At 70.3% G+C, this 17,999-nt stretch carries 13 protein-coding genes; 10 read left to right on the top strand and 3 right to left on the bottom strand.

Annotated elements, in window-relative coordinates; translation table 11 throughout:
* Window positions 1-223 precede the first annotated feature (223 nt).
* A complete protein-coding gene (locus CACI_RS49480; protein WP_190276707.1) occupies window positions 224-2,830 on the bottom strand; it encodes a cell wall-binding repeat-containing protein in 2,607 nt (868 codons plus the stop codon).
* 235 nt (window positions 2,831-3,065) lie between these two features.
* Here CACI_RS49480 and CACI_RS01085 point away from each other — a divergent pair, with 235 nt between their 5' ends.
* From CACI_RS01085 to CACI_RS01070, 4 genes are all read left to right on the top strand, one after another.
* On the top strand, window positions 3,066-5,072 hold the full coding sequence (locus CACI_RS01085) for a cell wall-binding repeat-containing protein (protein WP_190276706.1): 2,007 nt from the start codon (window positions 3,066-3,068) through the stop codon (window positions 5,070-5,072).
* Between the two features lie 128 nt (window positions 5,073-5,200).
* Window positions 5,201-7,192 carry a cell wall-binding repeat-containing protein gene (locus CACI_RS01080; RefSeq protein WP_012784466.1) on the top strand — a complete coding sequence of 664 codons (1,992 nt, stop codon included), beginning with the start codon at window positions 5,201-5,203 and terminating at the stop codon, window positions 7,190-7,192.
* 120 nt (window positions 7,193-7,312) lie between these two features.
* Window positions 7,313-8,071: an MBL fold metallo-hydrolase gene (locus CACI_RS01075; protein WP_012784465.1), complete on the top strand. Its 759-nt coding sequence runs from the start codon at window positions 7,313-7,315 to the stop codon at window positions 8,069-8,071.
* Between the two features lie 118 nt (window positions 8,072-8,189).
* Window positions 8,190-8,768 carry a peroxiredoxin gene (locus tag CACI_RS01070; RefSeq protein ID WP_012784464.1) on the top strand — a complete coding sequence of 193 codons (579 nt, stop codon included), beginning with the start codon at window positions 8,190-8,192 and terminating at the stop codon, window positions 8,766-8,768.
* Between the two features lie 42 nt (window positions 8,769-8,810).
* On the opposite strand, the gene CACI_RS01065 is transcribed toward CACI_RS01070, so the two are convergent.
* The gene (locus CACI_RS01065; protein ID WP_012784463.1) at window positions 8,811-9,482 is read right to left on the bottom strand and encodes a hypothetical protein; all 672 of its coding nucleotides are present in this window, start codon (window positions 9,480-9,482) and stop codon (window positions 8,811-8,813) included.
* Between the two features lie 146 nt (window positions 9,483-9,628).
* Here CACI_RS01065 and CACI_RS44875 point away from each other — a divergent pair, with 146 nt between their 5' ends.
* The 6 genes from CACI_RS44875 (at window position 9,629) to CACI_RS01035 (ending at window position 16,359) form a co-directional block, all read left to right on the top strand.
* The gene (locus CACI_RS44875; RefSeq protein ID WP_012784462.1) at window positions 9,629-11,239 is read left to right on the top strand and encodes an efflux RND transporter periplasmic adaptor subunit; all 1,611 of its coding nucleotides are present in this window, start codon (window positions 9,629-9,631) and stop codon (window positions 11,237-11,239) included.
* A 77-nt stretch (window positions 11,240-11,316) separates the two neighbouring features.
* Window positions 11,317-12,006 carry an ABC transporter ATP-binding protein gene (locus CACI_RS01055; protein ID WP_049871941.1) on the top strand — a complete coding sequence of 230 codons (690 nt, stop codon included), beginning with the start codon at window positions 11,317-11,319 and terminating at the stop codon, window positions 12,004-12,006.
* The gene (locus tag CACI_RS01050) at window positions 12,006-13,235 is read left to right on the top strand and encodes an ABC transporter permease (protein WP_012784460.1); all 1,230 of its coding nucleotides are present in this window, start codon (window positions 12,006-12,008) and stop codon (window positions 13,233-13,235) included. The genes CACI_RS01055 and CACI_RS01050 overlap by 1 nt, the downstream gene beginning before the upstream one ends.
* A 33-nt stretch (window positions 13,236-13,268) precedes the next feature.
* On the top strand, window positions 13,269-13,934 hold the full coding sequence (locus tag CACI_RS50905; RefSeq protein ID WP_012784459.1) for a DUF5666 domain-containing protein: 666 nt from the start codon (window positions 13,269-13,271) through the stop codon (window positions 13,932-13,934).
* Between the two features lie 11 nt (window positions 13,935-13,945).
* The gene (locus CACI_RS01040; RefSeq protein ID WP_012784458.1) at window positions 13,946-14,662 is read left to right on the top strand and encodes a response regulator transcription factor; all 717 of its coding nucleotides are present in this window, start codon (window positions 13,946-13,948) and stop codon (window positions 14,660-14,662) included.
* A 98-nt stretch (window positions 14,663-14,760) separates the two neighbouring features.
* Window positions 14,761-16,359 carry a sensor histidine kinase gene (locus tag CACI_RS01035; protein ID WP_049871421.1) on the top strand — a complete coding sequence of 533 codons (1,599 nt, stop codon included), beginning with the start codon at window positions 14,761-14,763 and terminating at the stop codon, window positions 16,357-16,359.
* Here CACI_RS01035 and CACI_RS01030 read toward each other — a convergent pair.
* The gene (locus CACI_RS01030; RefSeq protein ID WP_012784456.1) at window positions 16,308-17,957 is read right to left on the bottom strand and encodes an AMP-binding protein; all 1,650 of its coding nucleotides are present in this window, start codon (window positions 17,955-17,957) and stop codon (window positions 16,308-16,310) included. The genes CACI_RS01035 and CACI_RS01030 overlap by 52 nt on opposite strands.
* Window positions 17,958-17,999: the final 42 nt, after the last annotated feature.

Below are 17,999 nucleotides of genomic sequence, written 5' to 3'. Positions count from 1 at the left end.
CGCATCCAGGCGCCGCGAAACGACTTGCTTCATCGAGGTCAATTCGCTGCCCTGGTAAAAGGAAAGAAAAATCTTGGGTGCGAATCCGACATCCTCCGCTGTCAGCCGGCTTTGACCTGCGATCTCGCCGTGGGCAGGCAATAGTCGCCCACCTGGTGCTTCCGTGAACCCCGAGCGCTGCCAAGCGCTCGGGGTTGTCGATCGCGTCGAAGAACCTGCGCCGCTATTGGGCGCGACCGTGGACCTTCGCAATGATCTGGTTCTCCACGGCGCTGCTCACCGCTGAAGTGCCGCCGAAGATCACGACCGAGCGGGTGCGGGTGTTTTCGTGTGGCGGGTACATCGAGGCTAGTGCGGTGGCTGTTGAGCTGGGTAGCGAGGTTGGGTTGGTGAGGAGTAGGGGTTGGCCGAGGCTGGCCTCGTAGGCGCCGCCGCTGAGTGCGTCGGGGAAGGTTGTGCCGACTGCTACTCCGGGGTGTTCGGGGTTGGTCCATTGGCCGGCTAGTTGGCTGGAGGTTGCGTAGCGGTCGGCGCCTACTATGCCGTCGACGCAGGCGTATTTCGTTGCCTTGTGTTCCTGGTTCAGGAAGGCGGTGAGGGCTGGGCCGCCTACTGCGGTGATGAGGTTGGGGTCGGTGCAGTGGCTGAGGCCGCCGTTGGACTGGACCTTGGCGTCGATGTATGCGGCTGTGCCGGCGTCGGTGATGGTGTCGTTTCCGTTCGCCTTGCCGGACAGGAGGATCGCGGCTGGTTTGCCGTCGACGACTTCGGCGCTGTCAGCTGCGAAGGGTCCGGCGGCGAGGGCGTCGGCGAAGTCTCCGCCGATCGCGATGATCAGGTGTCTGGGATCCCCGAGGCCGAGGTGGGCGATCAGGAGTGCGGTGCCGTACCGGTCTGTGCCGCCGTAGCGGACGACGTTGTAGCCGAGGCCGCGGAGCTCCGCCTCGACGGACGGCGACACGGCTGTCTTGCCGCCGAGGATGTAGATCGTATGGTTTCCGCCGGCCGGCAGGACGCGGCGGATCTCCTCAAGGGTCGCCTGGCTCACGGTCTTCGGGTCCGTGAGAAGCAGCGGACCGTGCTTGTACGCGGCGAGCGGGACGCCGGCGAGGGCGTCGGGGAACGCGTCGCCTCGGGCGAGCACGACGGCCTGGGCCTGATCCTCCGCCGGGGCGCCGTCGACGCTGTTCGCGGCGCTCCACCGGACCTGGGAGGCGACGATCGACGTCGCGTAGCGGTCGGAGCCGGCGATGCGGTGGACGAGCGGGTCCGTGTCCACGATCGGCGGCGGGGCGGGCGGCGCCGTGACCGTCACCTGCTGGGTGAGCTTCGCGGCGTTGGAGGGCAGGATTCCGTTCGCGGTCAGGGTGACCTTGTAGGTTCCAGGCTTCGCGTAGGAGTGGTTCGCAGTGGCCTGCGTCTGGCTGTAGAAGTTTGTCGAGTATCCGTCGCCGAAGTCGATGGACCAGTCGCCGACGCCGCCTTGGACGCTGCCGACGGCGTTGACGTTCAGACCGGAGGCCGCGGCGACGGAGAGCGTGGCGTGAACCGGCTGGCCGACGTTGACGAGCGCTGTCGTATAGCCGATGGCCTCATGGGCGCTGTCGTAGATCGTGACGGATACGTCGCCGCCGTAGAGCGGAGTCGTGTAAGTGTGCCGCGCTGTCGGGTTGGCGGTGGCCGGCTGCTCGGTCCCGCCGAAGCCGAAGGAGTAGAAGGCCGCGCGCGGCTGCTGAGCCCAGCCGACGTGCTCGGTGACGGTGGCGGTAACCGCGAGCGGGGCGTCGCCGGATGCCGGGGTGAGGGTGAGGACGTAACTCGTATCGCCGTGCGTCCGCTCCACGGCGCCGCGGTCCCGGACGCGTGATCCGGTGCCGGCGTTGGGAACCAGCGGATCGTCGGCAGCCGCGTTCCCGAACATGTCGGTCGGCAGTTCGCCGGTAGCCGCCTCTTCAGCGGAGTCGATCGCCGGCGAGGTGTCGCCCGGCGTGATGTCACCGTCGGTGCTCCCGGCCAGACCGTCGCCGGTGATGTCGTGCGGGCCGACGGCGCCGGCGTCGATCACGTTGTAGTCGACGGCGGACCCGGCCGGCAAGGACGGCGCAGCGTCGATGATGTCGTCGGCGACAGCGACTCCGCTGGACGTTCCGGTCACCTCGATCGAGTCCAGCCCGGCGCTCGGCGTCGTGTTGCGCGTGATGGTGTCGGCGACGATGTTCAGCCCGGACACAGAGTCCGCGAACAGGCCTCCGCCACCGAAACCCCTGACGAAGTCGGTGCTGACCGTGACCGCCGACGATGCCATCGCGATCATGATGCCGGAGTCCGCGACACTCGAGTCATGGGGACCTTCGATGTGGTCGCGGGTGACGACGACGTCCGAGGATGCCTCGATGTTGACCCCGAAGGTGTCGGCGTAGATGTCGAACCCGTCGACGGTGACATCGTGCGCCCCATTCACGGAAACGGTGCCCCTGATGACAGCGCGACTGCCCTGCGCCGGCGACGCGGAGCGCAAGACGATCGGATCGGCGGACGTGCCCGACTTGTCCAGATTCACCTGCCCGAGGTAGGCGGCGCCGGCAGCGACGAGGACCGTCGTCCCCGGTCCGGTCAGGGGTGAGTCGATCGCCGGCTGGATGGCACAGAACGGAGTCGCCGCGGATCCTGCTGCGGCGGCGGTGTCACTGCACGGAGCACCGCTCGTCGACCCGACGAACACTGTCGCGGCGACCGTGTCGGCGCGGGCGTTCGCGGCGAGGAAAGGCACGGCCGTTCCGGAGGTGAGCGCCGACAGGGCTATGAGCGCGACGCGACGTCGCGCGGGCACAGTGCGTGCTGTGTCGCGGGTAGCTGACAAGGGGGGCAACCTCTGTGGACGGCCGATGATCTCCGTAGGATCGGGTTCTCCGATCACTGTGTCAACTGGCCTGCATCGGCTCCTCCCTGCGTCCAATCGGGTCCTACGCATCGATTGCGCGTTTTGGATCATCCGCGCTGGTGGGGCGGCCTCGACAATGAGCTGCCCTGTGCTCTGTCTCGTCGTCAGCCTCAAGGATGTCTCTGTGCCGAAGCCACGTGCCATACGACTCGCGACGCTCGCGATCACCGGCGCCGCCCTGCTTGTCGCCGGGGCCGCCCCGGCACTGGCCGCCGGGCCCGGCGGCCGGTTCGGCGTCTCGGCGAGCGCCTCCTCCGCTCCTGCGATGTCCCTCTCGTTCGGGTTCTATGCCGGGACGTCGCATGCGGCCGCGGTGCTCTACGCGTTCAACGTCGATCCGGCGAAGGAAGCGACCACCACGTATCGGATCGACTGGGGCGACGGAAGCACACCGTGGGTCCAGACCGGTGGGACGGTGCCGAACGGCCTGGTCATCTCGCACGACTACCCGCACGCCGGGGTCTGGAAGGCGACGGCGACGGTGGACGACGGGACGTCCACCGTCGGTCAGAACACCACGTACACCGCGCACTATCCGACCACTCCCACCACGCCGGGGTCCGCTTTCACACCTGTCGGCGGGAACGCGCCGCTGGCCGGGGATCTGAGCATCGACGGCGGGACCGTCGACGCCGCCGCCACGAAGAGCTACATCGTGAACTGGGGCGACGGGTCGCCGTCGCAGACGGTCGCCGCGGCTGATTCCGGGCCCACCGTGGTGCACCACGTGTTCACCGCGCCGCGGTCCTATGGCGTGTCCGTGGTGACCACCGACGGCATCGACTCCTCGGCGCCGCCGCTGTATCCGACCGCTGTCAGCGCCTGGGGTCTGGCGTTCTCCAGCACGGTGAACACCACCGCGTTCGCGACGGTGACCGTCACCTCCTCCGCCGGCAAGAGCCTGCCGACGTACAGCGACTACTACATGTTCTCGGTCAACTGGGGCGACGGCACCACCTCGCCGGCCACCCAGTCGGAGGACATGACGCACCAGTACAAGACCGGCGGGCCCTACGCCGTCACGGTGACCATGGCGCCGACCATGGACGCGGACAAGTCGCCCGCCTACACCTGGACCGCCGGCACGACGCTGGTCGTGCCCACGCCGCCGCCGCCCGCCCCGCCGGCCGTAGGCACGCGCCTGGTGCAGCGCCTGGGCGGTCTGGACCGCATCGGCACCGGGATCACCGTCTCCCGGAGCGGCTGGAGCAGCTGGCAGAACAGATTCCCCTACGGCGGTCAGCTCCCCGCCGGCGCCGTCGTGCTGGCCCGGTCCGACGGGTTCTCCGACGCCCTGGCCGGCGTCCCGCTGGCCGCGCACGTCAACGGCCCGCTGCTGCTGACCGGCGGCAGCGCGCTGGACCTGACCGTCGAGCACGAGATCACCAGGGTGCTGCAACCCCATGCCGGCAAGACCGTCTACCTGCTGGGCGGTACCGCCGCGCTCTCCCCGGCGGTCCAGCAGCGGCTCGTCCAGCTCGGCTACACGGTCCAGCGCTATTCCGGCCTCGACCGGTTCGGCACGGCGCTGGACATCGCGCGGCGCGGCCTGAACGACCCGGCCAAGATCGTCGTCGCGACCGGTATGGACTATCCGGACGCGCTGGCTGCCGGACCGTATGCGTCCTCGGTCCTGGGGACGTCGGGTCACGAGGCGGCCGTCGTCCTGTCCCAGGGCGGCACCCTGGATCCCGCCACCGCGGGGTACATCAGCTCCCGTCTGAACTCCTCCAGCGCGCAGGCACCGACCGTCGTCACCGTGGGCGGCGCCGCCGGGCACGCGGTCGACGCGGCGTTCCCCGCCTTGGCCGGCCACGAACTCAAGCTGCAGGGTCAGAATCGCTATCAGACCGCGAACGCGGTCGCGTCGCAGTTCACTTCCGCCTCGCGCGTCGGCGTGGCGACGGGCACCGGCTACGCGGACGCGCTGACCGGCGGCGCCCTGGCCGCCGCCCGGCACTTCCCGATCGTCCTCACCACCCCGGCGGGCCTGGACCCGGCGGGACGCGAGGCGATCGCACGCTTCTGGTCGCAGCTGTCCGGCGCCTACCTGTTCGGCGGCACGACAGCGCTGAGCGACCAGGTCCTGCGGGACGTCGACGCGGTCGTCAACGCGACGGCGCAGCCGTGAGCGCCGGACCGTCCCGCCCCCGAGCCCGGCGCTCTGGTCCCGACCGGACAGAAACCCAGACAGGGACCCGGACAGAGATCCAGACAGAAACCCGGACAGAGACCCGGAAAGAAACCCGGAGAGAAACGTTGTCCTCCCCCAGAATCCGATCGACGGCCGGGTCCCTGGCCGCCGCCGCGCTCCTGACGCTCGGCGCGACCGCTTATGCGCCCCAGGCCTCCGCCACCGGTCTGCCGCACCACGCCGCCCGAAACGGTCCCATCACATGGGCCATGAACGGCCCGGGCGTCACCGGAGTCGATCCGGTCACGGGCGCCTCCATCCCGGGCGCCTTGGTACCCGCGCTCAGCTCCCTGAACGGCACACTCAGCGACCTGGCATGGTCGCCGGACGGGACCAAAATCGCAGCTGTCCTGACCCACGGCTCGAATCAGCAGCGGGCCCTGATCGCCTACTCGCTCATCGACCAGACCGTCACCACGGTCGAAGACGGCATCCCGATGCTGGCCGATCCTTCGTGGACGGCGGACGGTTCGACGATCCTGTTCGCCGCCGCCGGCGGCGCGCAGCGCAACGGGCTGGAGGTGCTCTGGGCGATCAGCCCGGTAGCCGGCGCCGTCGAGCACCGGCTCCTGCCCAATGAGCCGAATTGTCAGGAGATCGAGCCCTCCGCCGGTCCCGGCGGCGCCGTCGTCTTCACCCGGACGCCGTACCTGACCTGCGACGGGGGCAACGGCATCGGCTATTCCGTCAACGGGCACACCACCGTCATCGGCCAAGCGCAAGACTTCCACCCCGCGCTGTCCCCGGACGGCAGGACCATCGTGTACTGCCACCAGGACGTGGCGACCGGCTACTACCAGCTCTACCGGTCCGCGATCGTCAACGGGGTCCCGCAGCCCGGAACCCCGCTTCCCGGCTCGCCGACCATGGTCACCGGGGATCTGGTGTTCTCCCCCGACGGATCAGCCGTCGCCTTCCACGTCTTCACCGGCACGGGCCCGCAGCTGGCGACGATGCCCGTCGCCGGCGGCAACCCGGTCTACCTGAGCTGGCCCGGCGCTTCCACGGGCCGGCTGAGCTGGCAGCCGCTGTTCGACAAGGACGTGGTCCGGCTCTACGGGGACAGCCGTCTGGCCACCGCGGTCAGCGCCTCCCGCTACACCTGGGCCGACAACGGCACCGCCGACCCGGCCCGCAAGCAGGCCAAGGCAGCCGTCATCAGCCGGTCGGACAACTACGCCGACGCTCTCGGCGGCGCCGTCCTGGCCGCCCGCGCCGGCGGTCCGTTGCTGCTCACGCCCACCGGCACCCTGGACCCCGCGGTGCGGGCCGAACTCGACCGCATCCTGCCGGCCGGCGCTCCGGTCTACGTCCTCGGCGGCGGCGCGGCGGTGTCCCAGACCGTCGAGAACCAGCTCGCCGGCCGCTACACGGTACGGCGCGAGGCCGGCGCCGACCGCTTCGCCACCGCGGTCGCCGTCGCCCGGGCCTCGCTCGCGCTGACGCCGCCCTCGGCGGGGCGGGTCCATGTCCTGGCCGCGACCGGCCTCAACTATCCGGACGCGCTGTCCGCAGGCGCCGCCGCCGGCGCGCTGGGCACCGGCGTGGTGGTCCTGACCTCGGACGGCCAACTGCCCGAGGTGACGCGCCGCTTCCTCGCCGACCCGACGGGCACCGGCGCCGCCGTCGACGTCGACACCATCGGCGGCCAAGCCGGCTCGGCGATCCCGGACACGTCCGACGTGCGGCTTCCGGCCGGGTCGATCGTGTCGGCCTACTCAGGCACGGACCGCTACGAGACCTCCTACCGGGTGGCCAGCGTCCTGCTGGGCGATCGGCAGCCGACCACGGCGGGCATCGTCACCGCCGCGAACTGGCCGGACGCCCTGGCCGGAGGCGCCCTGCTCGGCGTCCTGCGGGGACCGCTGCTGCTGTATCCCTCGGTCCCGACCTCCCCGACCTCCCTCACCGACAAGTGGCTCCGGTCGAACGCCGCCACCCTCCGCTCGGTGCTGATCCTCGGCGGTCCCAGCGCGCTGGCGCCTTCGACGCAACGCCTGATCCAGGGCGACATCGCGGCGCCCGGCAGGTCGGTCTACACGGAGAACCCCTACTAGGCTGGACCGATCTCCGTATCGTTGGAGTTGGAGAACCCGAATTCGGGCTCTGGAACCCAAGGAAAAGCTTGAGCTCAGCTTTCTCATCTTCGCCCGCGCGGACGGAAGGTAGTAGCAGGGATGGTCAAAGCCTTCCGTCCGGACGACGTCGTGCGCGTCGACGGCGACGTGCACGCGGTGCTCGGCAGTGATGTGACGTGGGTCGTGGTGAAGGACGGCGATGCCGCGACGCTGATCGACACCGGTTATCCGCAGGACTACGACAACCTTCTGGCGTCGTTGGCGCTGCTCGGCGTGGCGCCGGAGTCGTTGAGCGCGATTCTGATCACGCACGCGCACAACGATCACATCGGTGGCGCCGAGCGGCTGCGGTCAACGTATGGGATTCCGGTCCTGACGCACGCCGAGGAGGTGCCGCACGCGCGGCGGGATTTCCTGGACCAGGTGTCGATCGGGAAGGTGGCGGCGAACGCCTGGCGTCCGGGGGTCGTGCCGTGGGCACTGCGGGCGCTGCGCAGCGGTGGCACGGCGGACGTGCCGGTGGCCGAGCCGCAGGCCTTTCCCGCCGACGGGCCGCTCGACCTGCCCGGGGCGCCGATCCCGCTGCACACTCCCGGGCACACCGAAGGGCACTGCGCGTATCTGTTGCCGGCTGCCGGGATCCTGGTCTGCGGGGACGCGCTGGGCACCGGGCATCCGACATCGCGGATCAGCGGACCGCAGATGCTGCCGACCATGTTCCAGAAGGATCGGGCGCGCGCGCTGGCCAGCCTCAGCGTTTTTGAGGGGATCGACGCGGACGTGCTGGTCCCCGGGCACGGTCCGGTACACCGCGGCGCGATGCGGGACGTCGTCCAGCGAGTGCGGGAGCGCGGGTAGTGTCGCGCGCAGCTTCGCGCATATAAGAGTTCTGAATTAAGACCTGACACCGGTGCGCCACCGGGAGTTGAGCCACAGAGAGACTGAGACCGCACAGCTGCCGTAGCCGGGAGGCATCGTGCACGACATCTACACGCTCCCCGCCGACCTGCCGATCCCGCAGGACGACGGCGCCGCCGACCATCTTCCCGGCGCCAGGGTTCCGGAGCTCACCCTGACCAGCACCGCCGGCGAGGCGATCGCCTTGGCCGCGTTGGGGGAGGGCCGTACGGTGCTCTACATCTACCCGCTGAGCGGTCGGCCCGGCGAGGAGGCGCCCGAGGGCTGGAGCGCGATTCCCGGTGCTCGGGGCTGTACTACAGAAGCCTGCGATTTTCGCGACCATCACAAGGAACTGCTCGAGGCCGGTGCGGCGCGGGTGTTCGGCTTGTCCAGCCAGGACAGCGCTTATCAGCAGGAGTTGGTCGAGCGGTTGCGGCTGCCCTTCGCGATGCTGTCCGACACCGGGCTGCGCCTCGCCGCCGAGTTGGATCTTCCGACGTTCGAAGCCGGAGGGCGTCTCCTCTATAAGAGGATCACTCTTGTCATCCGTGACGGCGTGATCGAGCACGCCTTCTATCCGATCTTTCCGCCGGACCGCCATGCCGGCGAAGTGCTGGGGTGGCTTACGAAGAATCCCGTACGCCGAATCCCGTAAATCTTCTAGCTTTTTCGGCTGATCCGTCCAGCCGGCAAGTGTTCAGTGGCTCAGCGAGTTTGCGGCGTCCCGGGCCGTCGCAAGGTCCTGGTTCACGGTCGACGCCGCCGCGTCCAGGACTGCCTGGTTCGCCGCTCCCTGCTGGTACTGCGCGGCGGTGGCGACCCAGTCCCCCAGGTCGGACTTGACCTTCGCCATGTCGCGCAGCCAGGCGTCGAGGCGGCTGCCGTGGTCGCCGCCGTAGGCCGCGGCGGCTTGGCGTTCGGCGTTCAGATACGTCGTGTCGCTCTCGGGGTTCGGCGAGGTGCGGAACTTGGAGAAGCGCGCGGCTGGGGACGAGGCGTCGGCGAAGGCTTGGGCGTAGGCCGCCATGTCGGGGTAGTGCGTGGTTCCGACTATCTTCTGGCCGGAGGCCAGCAGGTCCGCGTAGTGCTGGACCGAGCCGAGCAGGATCTGGGTGCTCTTCGTCGAATCCTTGGGGATCGAGGGCGCGCCGGCTGGGTCGTCAGGGTTCGTACTCTCGCCGGCGGTCTGGGCGGACGGCTGCGGGCCGGAGCCGTCGAAGGCGCCGCACGCCGCGGCCAGCGCGAGCACGACGGCTATCGCCGCGAGGCCGTACATCACCAGCAGGCCCTGTTGCTGCCCCATGCCCAGCACCCGGCGCAGCGGCCGGCCGCGTTTGCCCTGCCCCGGAGTCCAGTCAATCTTCGGCACGCCTGAGAACCTATCGTCCCCGCCCCTTTATTCACCAGGGAGTCAATAGGCCTTCGGAGGTGCTCGCCGGGGCTTGTATGAGAACTGCATGAGATTAAAGGAGACCTTCACCTTCGCTTCAGTTACAGGCGCCAACCTCTGGCGCCATGACCGATAGCCCGCGACTCCCCAAAGGGGTCTGGATAAACACCTCGCTCGCCGTGGTGGTAGCCGCCGGCGGAGCGGGCGCCTGGGCGCTGCTCGGCTCGTCGAGTTCCGACAAGACCGCCGCCAACGGCCGCACCATCGCGGTGCAGCGGGGCAACGTCACCGCCCAGGTCTCGGCCTCCGGCAACGTGACCCTGCCGACGGAGCAGGACCTCGCGTTCACCGCGTCGGGCACGGTGACCGAGGTCGACGTGAAGCCCGGCGACGTGGTGAAGGCCGGCCAGGTGCTGGCGAAAATCGACACCACCGAGGCGAACCAGCAGCTGACCTCCGCCCAGGCCCAGTTGACCACCGCGCAAGCGCAGCTGACCAAACTGCAACAGGGCCAGACGCCGCAACAGGCGGCCCTGAGCCGGCAGCAGCTGACGAACGCCGCGGACTCGCTGTCGTCGGCGAAGACCTCGTACTCCGACGCGCGGAACAGCATCTCGCTGGACGAGAGCAATCTGGCCGCCGCGGTCACCACGGCGAAGAACAACCTCGCCGCCGACGAGGCCGCGGCGAAACCGGACGCCGCGAAGATCGCGCAGGACACCAACGCCGTCACCCAGGCCGAGAACGCTCAGAAGAACGGCTCGCTGAAGGACACGCAGTCCCTGCACCAAGCGCAGAACTCACTGACGTCGGCGCAGAACTCCTACGCCATCGCCGTGGACCAGCAGGCGGTCTCCGCCGCGCCGGCCACCCCGGACCAGATCGCCTCGGCCAACCAGTCCGTGCTCAACGCCCAGAACGCGGTCACCACCGCGCAGAAGGGCGTCGCCGGCACCGTCATCACCGCGCCGCAGGCCGGGACGGTCCTGTCGGTCGGCGGTTTGGTCGGCGACTCGGTGAGCGCCGGATCCGCGTCCTCCACCTCGGCGGCGTCCTCGTCCTCCGGCGGTTCTACTGGGGGTTCCTCTGGGGGTTCGGCAAGCGGCTCCTCGGGATCGTCCAGCTCCTCGACGTCCTCCACCGCTGCCAAGTCCGGCAGCAGTTTCGTGGTGCTGGGCAACATGTCCAGCCTGACGGTGCGCGCCGAGTTCGCCGAGACCGACGCCGCCAAGCTCAAGCCCGGGGAGAGCGCGCAGGTCACGATCAACGCGATCCCGGGCTCGGCGCTCACCGCGACCGTGCAGTCCGTCGACCCGACCTCGACCGTGGTGTCCAACGTCGTCGAGTACGGCGTCACGCTCCAGTTCACCGCCGGGCAGCAGGATCTGGCCTCGCTCAAGCCCGGACAGACCGCGTCGGTCTCGGTCACCACCGATAGCGTGACCAACGTGCTCTACGTGCCGTCCTCTTCGGTCACCACGCTGGCCGGCCAGAGCTTCGTCACCATCGTCAGCGGCAAGACCCAGACGCAGACGCCGGTCCAGATCGGCGTGGTCGGCGACACCTCGACGGAGATCACCTCCGGGGTGAGCGAGGGCGACGAGGTGCTGCTGTCCTCGCGCACCACCACCGGCACCGGCACCACCACCCGGGGCGGCGGCGCGGGTGGCTTCGGCGGCGGCGCGGGCGGGTTCGGCGGCGGCGCCGCCGGCGGCCGGGGCGGATTCGGCGGGTGACCGGCGTGAGCGGTCCGGGCGGATCGGAGGGCCGCAAGCCGGTCATCGAGCTCGCCGACATCCGCAAGACCTACGGCATGGACGGCACCGCCGTCCATGCCCTGCGCGGCGTCACCCTGACCGTCCCGGCCGGGGACTACGTCGCGATCATGGGCGCCTCGGGCTCGGGCAAGTCCACGATGATGAACATCATCGGCTGCCTGGACGTCCCCACCTCCGGCCGCTACCTGCTGGACGGCATCGAGGTCGAGCATCTGTCGGACCGCCAGCTCGCGCTGGTCCGCAACCGCAAGATCGGCTTCGTCTTCCAGTCCTTCAACCTGCTGCCGCGCACCACCGCGCTGGACAACGTGGAGCTGCCGCTGATCTACGCCGGCGTCGGCACCGCCGAGCGGCGCAAGCGGGCCAGGGCCGCCCTGGAGCTGGTGGGTCTCGGCGACCGGATGAACCACAAGCCGCAGGAGCTCTCCGGCGGCCAGCAGCAGCGCGTGGCCGTGGCCCGCGCACTGGTCACCGCGCCGAGCCTGATCCTGGCCGACGAGCCCACCGGCAACCTGGACAGCGCCTCCTCCGAGGACGTGATGGCCCTGTTCGACCGGCTGCACCAGGCCGGGCGCACCATCGTCCTGATCACCCACGAGCACGACATCGCCGAGCACGCCGACCGCGCGATCCGGCTGATGGACGGGCAGATCGTCTCCGATGAGCGCAACGGCGCCCGCGGCTGGCTTTCCGCACAGCACAGTGCCAAGCACGGGAGCGCTTGATGAGATTCCGCGAGGTCTTCCGGTTCGCCTTCGCCGGGCTGAAGGCCAACAAGCTGCGCTCGGGGCTGACCACCTTGGGCATCCTGATCGGCGTCGGCGCGGTGATCCTGCTGGTCGCGGTCGGCAAGGGCTCCGGCGCGCAGGTGCAGGCGAACATCGACAAGCTGGGGACGAACCTGCTGGAGGTCTCCCGGCAGGCCGGCGGCTTCGGCGCGCGCGCCTCCCGCAACACCGGGACGCAGAGCTCTGTCTCGGCGCTCACCCTGGCCGACGCGCAGTCGCTGGTCGACCCGGTGAACGCCCCGGACGTGCTGACCGAGGCGCCGGTGGTCACCGCCTCCCCGACCGCGACGTATTCCGGTGCCACGCACCAGATCTCGCAGCTGGTCGGTACCTACCCGGCCTACCTGCAGGCGACCAACTGGCAGATCGCCGAAGGCTCCTCGATCACCGACGACGACGTGACCCAGGCCCGCAAGGTCATCGTGATCGGCCAGACGGTGGCCACCGACCTGTTCGGCACCGCCGACCCGGTCGGGCAGCAGGTCATGATCAACAACGTCCCCTACAGCGTGGAGGGCGTGCTGCAGTCCAAGGGCTCCTCGGGCCTGCAGGACGCCGACGACTTCGCCATCGCGCCGCTGACCACCGTGCAGGACTCGCTGAGCGGCTTCGGGTCGCTGAGCCAGATCGTGGTGCAGGCCAAGTCCGCCGGCGCCACCACCGCGGCGCAGAACGAGATCACCTCGATCCTGACCTCGCGGCACCACCTGTCGGCGACGGCCTCGCCGGACTTCCGGGTGCTGAACCAGCAGTCGCTGCTGGCCACCTCCAGCTCCACCACGCACACCTTCACGGTCCTGCTGGGCGCGGTCGCGGCCATCTCGCTGCTGGTCGGCGGGATCGGGATCACCAACATCATGCTGGTCACCGTGACCGAGCGGACACGGGAGATCGGCATCCGCAAGGCCCTGGGCGCGCCGCGCGCGGCGATCCTGGGCCAGTTCCTCATCGAGGCGGTGATGCTGTCCCTGATCGGCGGCGCCCTGGGGGTGGCCGCCGGACTCATCGGCACCAGGTTCACGGTCGCCGGGGTGAAACCGGTCATCGTGCCCGCCTCGATCGCGCTGGCCTTCGCGGTGTCGGCGCTGATCGGGCTGTTCTTCGGGTCGTTCCCGGCCAACCGCGCGGCCAAGCTGCATCCCATCCAGGCACTGCGGCACGAGTAGAAACCTCACGAGCAGGAAGAGTCGAAGTCACAGATGTCTGACAAGCCCGGCGGCCCGGCCGCCAACGACAACAACGCAGAGTTCGAGCTCCTGTCCCAGGCGCCCTCGGCGCCGGACATCAGCGGCCAGCTCAAGCCCGCCCGCAGCGGCGGCGCCGGCATCCCGAAGGTGACCCTGGGCCTGGTCGGCGCGGTGCTGCTGGCCGGCGGGTTCGTCGGCGGGATAGCGGTGGGCAAGAGCAACAGCTCCTCGTCGTCCAAGCCCTCGAACACCGCCGCCGGCGCGAACCGCGCGCGCGGCGGCTACGGCGGCGGGTTCGGCACCGGCGGGGCTACCGGCGGCGCGGCCGGCGGGACGGCCGGCGGAGCCACGGGAGGCGCGGCCGGCGGTGCCCGGGGCGGAGCCGTCACCGGCACCGTCACCGCCGTCAGCGGCTCGACCATCACCGTCACCGACAGCACGGGCAAGGCGGTGACCGTGAACACCAGCCCGCAGACCACCGTCACGATCGGCAAGAGCGGCGCGGTCTCGGACCTGACGACCGGCTCCGAGGTGACGATCCTGGGCACTCCGGACAGTAGCGGGACCATCACGGCGCGCTCCGTGGTGAGCGGAATCACCCAGTTCGGGTTCGGCGGACGCGGCGGAAACCGCACGCCGGGAGCCGCGTCGTCTTCGCCGGGTGGGTCAAACGGGTGATACTGGACGGGATGGACACCCGAGGCTCCCTAGACCGAGAACCGCGCAGCCTGCTGGTCGTCGACGACGACACCGAGATCCGTGACGCGATCGCACGGGCCTTCCGCCTGCAGGGCTATCGCGTGCGCACCGCTTCCGGCGGCCTGGCCGCCCTGGAGCAGGTCGCGGCCGACCCGCCGGACGCGATCGTGCTGGACGTGATGATGCCCGAGCTCGACGGGGTGGAGGTGTGCCGGCGCCTGCGCGGCGTCGGCGACCACACCCCGGTGCTGCTGCTGACCGCGCGCGACGCGGTCGGGGACCGGGTGGCCGGGCTCGACGCCGGCGCCGACGACTACCTGGTGAAGCCGTTCGCGCTGGCCGAGCTGCACGCCCGGATGCGCGCGCTGCTGCGCCGCTCCGAGTACGACCCGGTGCCCGAATCCGAGCGCCTGGTGTTCGAGGACCTGGAGCTGGACCCCGAGTCCCGGCTGGCCTACCGCGGCGGGCGCACGATCGAGCTGACCCGCACCGAGTTCGCGCTGCTGGAGCTCCTGATGCGCAACGCGGGGCGGGTGCTGCCCCGGGAAGTGATCTCCGACCGGATCTGGGGCTACGAACTCGGGCCGGAGTCGAACTCCCTGGAGGTGTTCGTGTCCTGCATCCGGCGCAAGACGGAGGGCGGGGGAGAGCCCCGGCTGGTGCAGACGGTGCGCGGCTTCGGGTACACGCTGCGGGTGCCGGCGTGATCCGGGGGCGGTTCGGGAGGCGGACGCGGCTCGTCGCGGCGGATCAGGGCTTCAGCGCGGGTGCGGGTACGGATGCGGGTGCGGGCGCCAGTGCCGGTGTGGCCGCTGACGCGAGCGCCGGCCCGAATGCCCCCTTCAGTACTGCCCCTGCCTTCAGTGCTGCCCCGCCGACGACTCAGGGCTCGGAGACGTATCCGGCCCGGCCCAACGGCCAGACCGCGCAAAGCGCCCCCTCCGCCTTGTCCCGGCTCGGCTCCCCCTTGTCGTTCTGGCGCCGTACGCCGCTGCGCGCCCGGCTGGCGCTGGCCGCGACCGTCGCGGTGGCGGCGGGCATCGGCGGCGGCGTGGGGTTCGCGTACGTGGCTGTGCGGCACTCGCTGACGCAGCAGGTGGACAGCGGTCTGCAACGGCAGGGCGCGAAGGTGCAGGACCTGCTGCTGACCCACCATCTCCCCCGCTATGACGAGACCCGCAGCCAGCAGTTCGGCGACACGCTGACCAACTCCCAGTTCATCGACTCCACCGGGACGCCGCTGCAGCCCAAGCTGCTGCCGGCGACGCTTCGCACGCCGTACAGCGTCGTCGTTCTCGCGCCCGCCTCGACCAGGGTGATACCGATCTCCTCGGCGGACGCCCAGGTCGCCGCCGGGAGCATGAACAGCTACATGCATTCCGGCGAGATGAACGGCCAGCACGTCCGCATCCTGACCCTGTCGATCGGCCAGAAGGACCGGGCCCTGCAGATCGACGCGCCGCTGACCGCGATGGACCAGCAGCTGTCCACGCTGGGCTGGGAGCTGTTCGGCGCGGGCGCGGCGGGCATCGTCCTGGCCGCGGGTCTGGGCTGGCTGGTCACCCGTACCGCGCTGCGTCCGGTCGCGGAGCTGACCAGTACCGCCGAGCGCATCGCCGCCACGCACGACCTCGCGCACCGCATCCCGATAGACGGTGCGCCCGGGGAGCCGCGCGACGAACTCGGCCGCCTGGCCGCGACGTTCAACACCATGCTGGACGCGGTCCAGGAGGCCACGGACCGGCAGCGCCAGCTGGTCGCCGACGCCTCGCACGAGCTGCGCACGCCGCTGACCTCGCTGCGCACCAACGTCGAGGTGCTGGCGCACGCGCAGCGTTTGGAGCCGGAGGACCGGCAGGCGCTGGTGTCCGGCATCATGTCCGGGCTCGACGATATGACCATGCTGGTCAGCGACACCGTCGAGTTGGCGCGCGGCGAGGAGCAGGCGGCGCTGTTCGAGGAGCTGCGGTTCGACCTGCTGGTGCGGCGGTGCGTGGACCGCGCTGCGATGCACTGGCCGAAGGCGGTTTTCAAGGAGGATCTGGAGGACTGTCTGGTCGTCGGGGTCACCGACCGGCTGGCCAAGGCTGTGCGCAACCTGCTGGACAACGCGGCCAAGTTCTCCCCCGACGGCGGGCTGGTCGAGGTGCGGACCGCACCCGGCGCGGACGGCACGGTCACCTTGACGGTCCGCGACCACGGACCGGGTATCCCCGAAGCCGATCTTCCGCATGTCTTCGACCGCTTCTACCGCGCCGCGAGCGCCCGTGATCTGCCGGGTTCGGGGCTGGGGTTGGCGATAGTGGCCCAGGTCGCGGTCGGGCACGGCGGCGGGGTGACGGTCGCCGGGGCTCAGGGCGGCGGCGCGGAGTTCCGGTTGACACTGCCTGTGTCGCGGGGCTGATAAGCCCCCTGGCGGCCCGTACGAGCCCACACGGCGTCCTCCCCTACGTCCCACCACCCCTGCTCCCGCATCGCGTAGCGCGACACCTTCTCGGTGGCTGTGGTGGCCAGGGCGGCGGTGACGCGGACGAAGCGCGGCGCCATCTTGGTGCCCAGATCCGCTTGTGCGGCAAGGAAATCCGCGAACGCCCCGGGGTCGAAATCAGAGCCCTGCCTCAGGACCAGGGCGCACATCACCGCGTCGCCGGTGACCTCGTCCGGTACGGCGTAGGCGGCGACCGCCTCGACCGGCTCCCAGCGGGCGAGGATCGCCTCCAGGAGCGCCACGGAGATGTTCTCGCCGTCCACGCGCATGCGGTCGGCCTTGCGGGCAGCGAAGTAGAGCCAGCCGTCGGTGTCGGCGTAGAACAGGTCGCCGCTGCGGTAGCGGCCGTCGGCGAAGCGTTCGGCGTCGGCGGCGGGGTTGTTCCAGTAGCCGGTGAAGCCGCCGGGTCCGGTGCCGACGAGTTCGCCGATCGCCTCGGCGCCGTTCAGGAGGCGGCCGGCGGCGTCGAATTCGGCGGGCGGGCAGGGCGCGCCGGTTTCGAGGTTCAGGATCGACAGGGTCGGGTTGGTTTTGCCGACCACTGCGCCGCGTGCCAGGACCGAGGGCGGGAAGGTGCGGGGCGCGACGATGTTGATGCCGCCTTCGGAGGCGCCGTAGCCCTCGGAGAGGTGGCAGCCGAAGCGCTGCTCGAAGCGTTCCCGGTCCCGTGGCCCGGCCTCGGTGCCGAAGCCGGCGCGCAGCGGGTTTGCGGCGTCCTCGGGGTGCTCGGGGGTGGCCAGGATGTAGGAGATCGCGCGGCCGACGTAGGTGAAGTACGTGGCCTGATACTCGCGGACGTCGGAGAGGAAGCCGGAGGCCGAGAAGCGGTCGCGCAGGGCGACGGTGGCTCCGGCGACCAGAGCCGGTCCCCAGTTCGCCAGGATCGCGTTGCCGTGGAACATCGGCATCGGGATGTAGCAGACGTCGGAGGCGATCAGCCCGAAGCGTTCGGCCATTACGGCGCCGGACGCCGCGACGCGCCCTTGGACGCACGTCACCGCCTTCGGTGCGCCGGTCGAGCCTGAGGTGAAGTACAGCAGCAGCCGGGTGTCCTCGGTGATCGGGGCGATCGGCTTGACGTCTGTCGCGCTGACGCCGGCGAAGGGTTGCAGAGCCTCGCGGTACGCCGGATCGTCCACGATCAGCAGCGGCAGCGCGTCCAGACCCAGATCGGCGAGCAGCGGCAGATGCTCGCGGTCGGTCACCAGCAGCTCGCATTCCGCGTGCCGGATGTCCCGCGCCAGCTCGGCGCCACGGCGCGTGGGGTTCACGCCGACCAGCGCCGCCCCGGCGAGCGCCGCGGCGGAGAGCCAGAACACGAACTCGTCGGTGTTGCCCAGCAGGACTCCGATATGCGGCCGCATGCCCGGACGATGCCGCTCGCCGAACAGTGCGGCCCTGCTGGCGGCGTGCGCGGCGATCTCCGGGTGCTGATACCGCAGGCCGTTCGGGCCGAGCAGCCCGGGACCCGTGTGCTGGGACTGGACACCGATCAACTCCGCGACCGTGGGCATGCCGCGTATAGAAGGCCATCCCGCGCGAGGCCGCAAGAGGTT

This window comes from Catenulispora acidiphila DSM 44928, assembly GCF_000024025.1.
Taxonomy (GTDB): domain Bacteria; phylum Actinomycetota; class Actinomycetes; order Streptomycetales; family Catenulisporaceae; genus Catenulispora; species Catenulispora acidiphila.
Note: the sequence above shows the minus strand (reverse complement) of the source record. Positions and strands in the feature narration are given on the sequence as shown.

Coding starts and splice junctions, on each gene's coding strand:
- CACI_RS01030 (WP_012784456.1), bottom strand. CDS start 17,957: ATGCCCACGGTCGCGGAGTTGATCGGTGTCCAGTCCCAGCACACGGGT.
- CACI_RS50905 (WP_012784459.1), top strand. CDS start 13,269: ATGTCTGACAAGCCCGGCGGCCCGGCCGCCAACGACAACAACGCAGAG.
- CACI_RS01040 (WP_012784458.1), top strand. CDS start 13,946: ATGGACACCCGAGGCTCCCTAGACCGAGAACCGCGCAGCCTGCTGGTC.
- CACI_RS01050 (WP_012784460.1), top strand. CDS start 12,006: ATGAGATTCCGCGAGGTCTTCCGGTTCGCCTTCGCCGGGCTGAAGGCC.
- CACI_RS44875 (WP_012784462.1), top strand. CDS start 9,629: ATGACCGATAGCCCGCGACTCCCCAAAGGGGTCTGGATAAACACCTCG.
- CACI_RS01055 (WP_049871941.1), top strand. CDS start 11,317: ATGGACGGCACCGCCGTCCATGCCCTGCGCGGCGTCACCCTGACCGTC.
- CACI_RS01075 (WP_012784465.1), top strand. CDS start 7,313: ATGGTCAAAGCCTTCCGTCCGGACGACGTCGTGCGCGTCGACGGCGAC.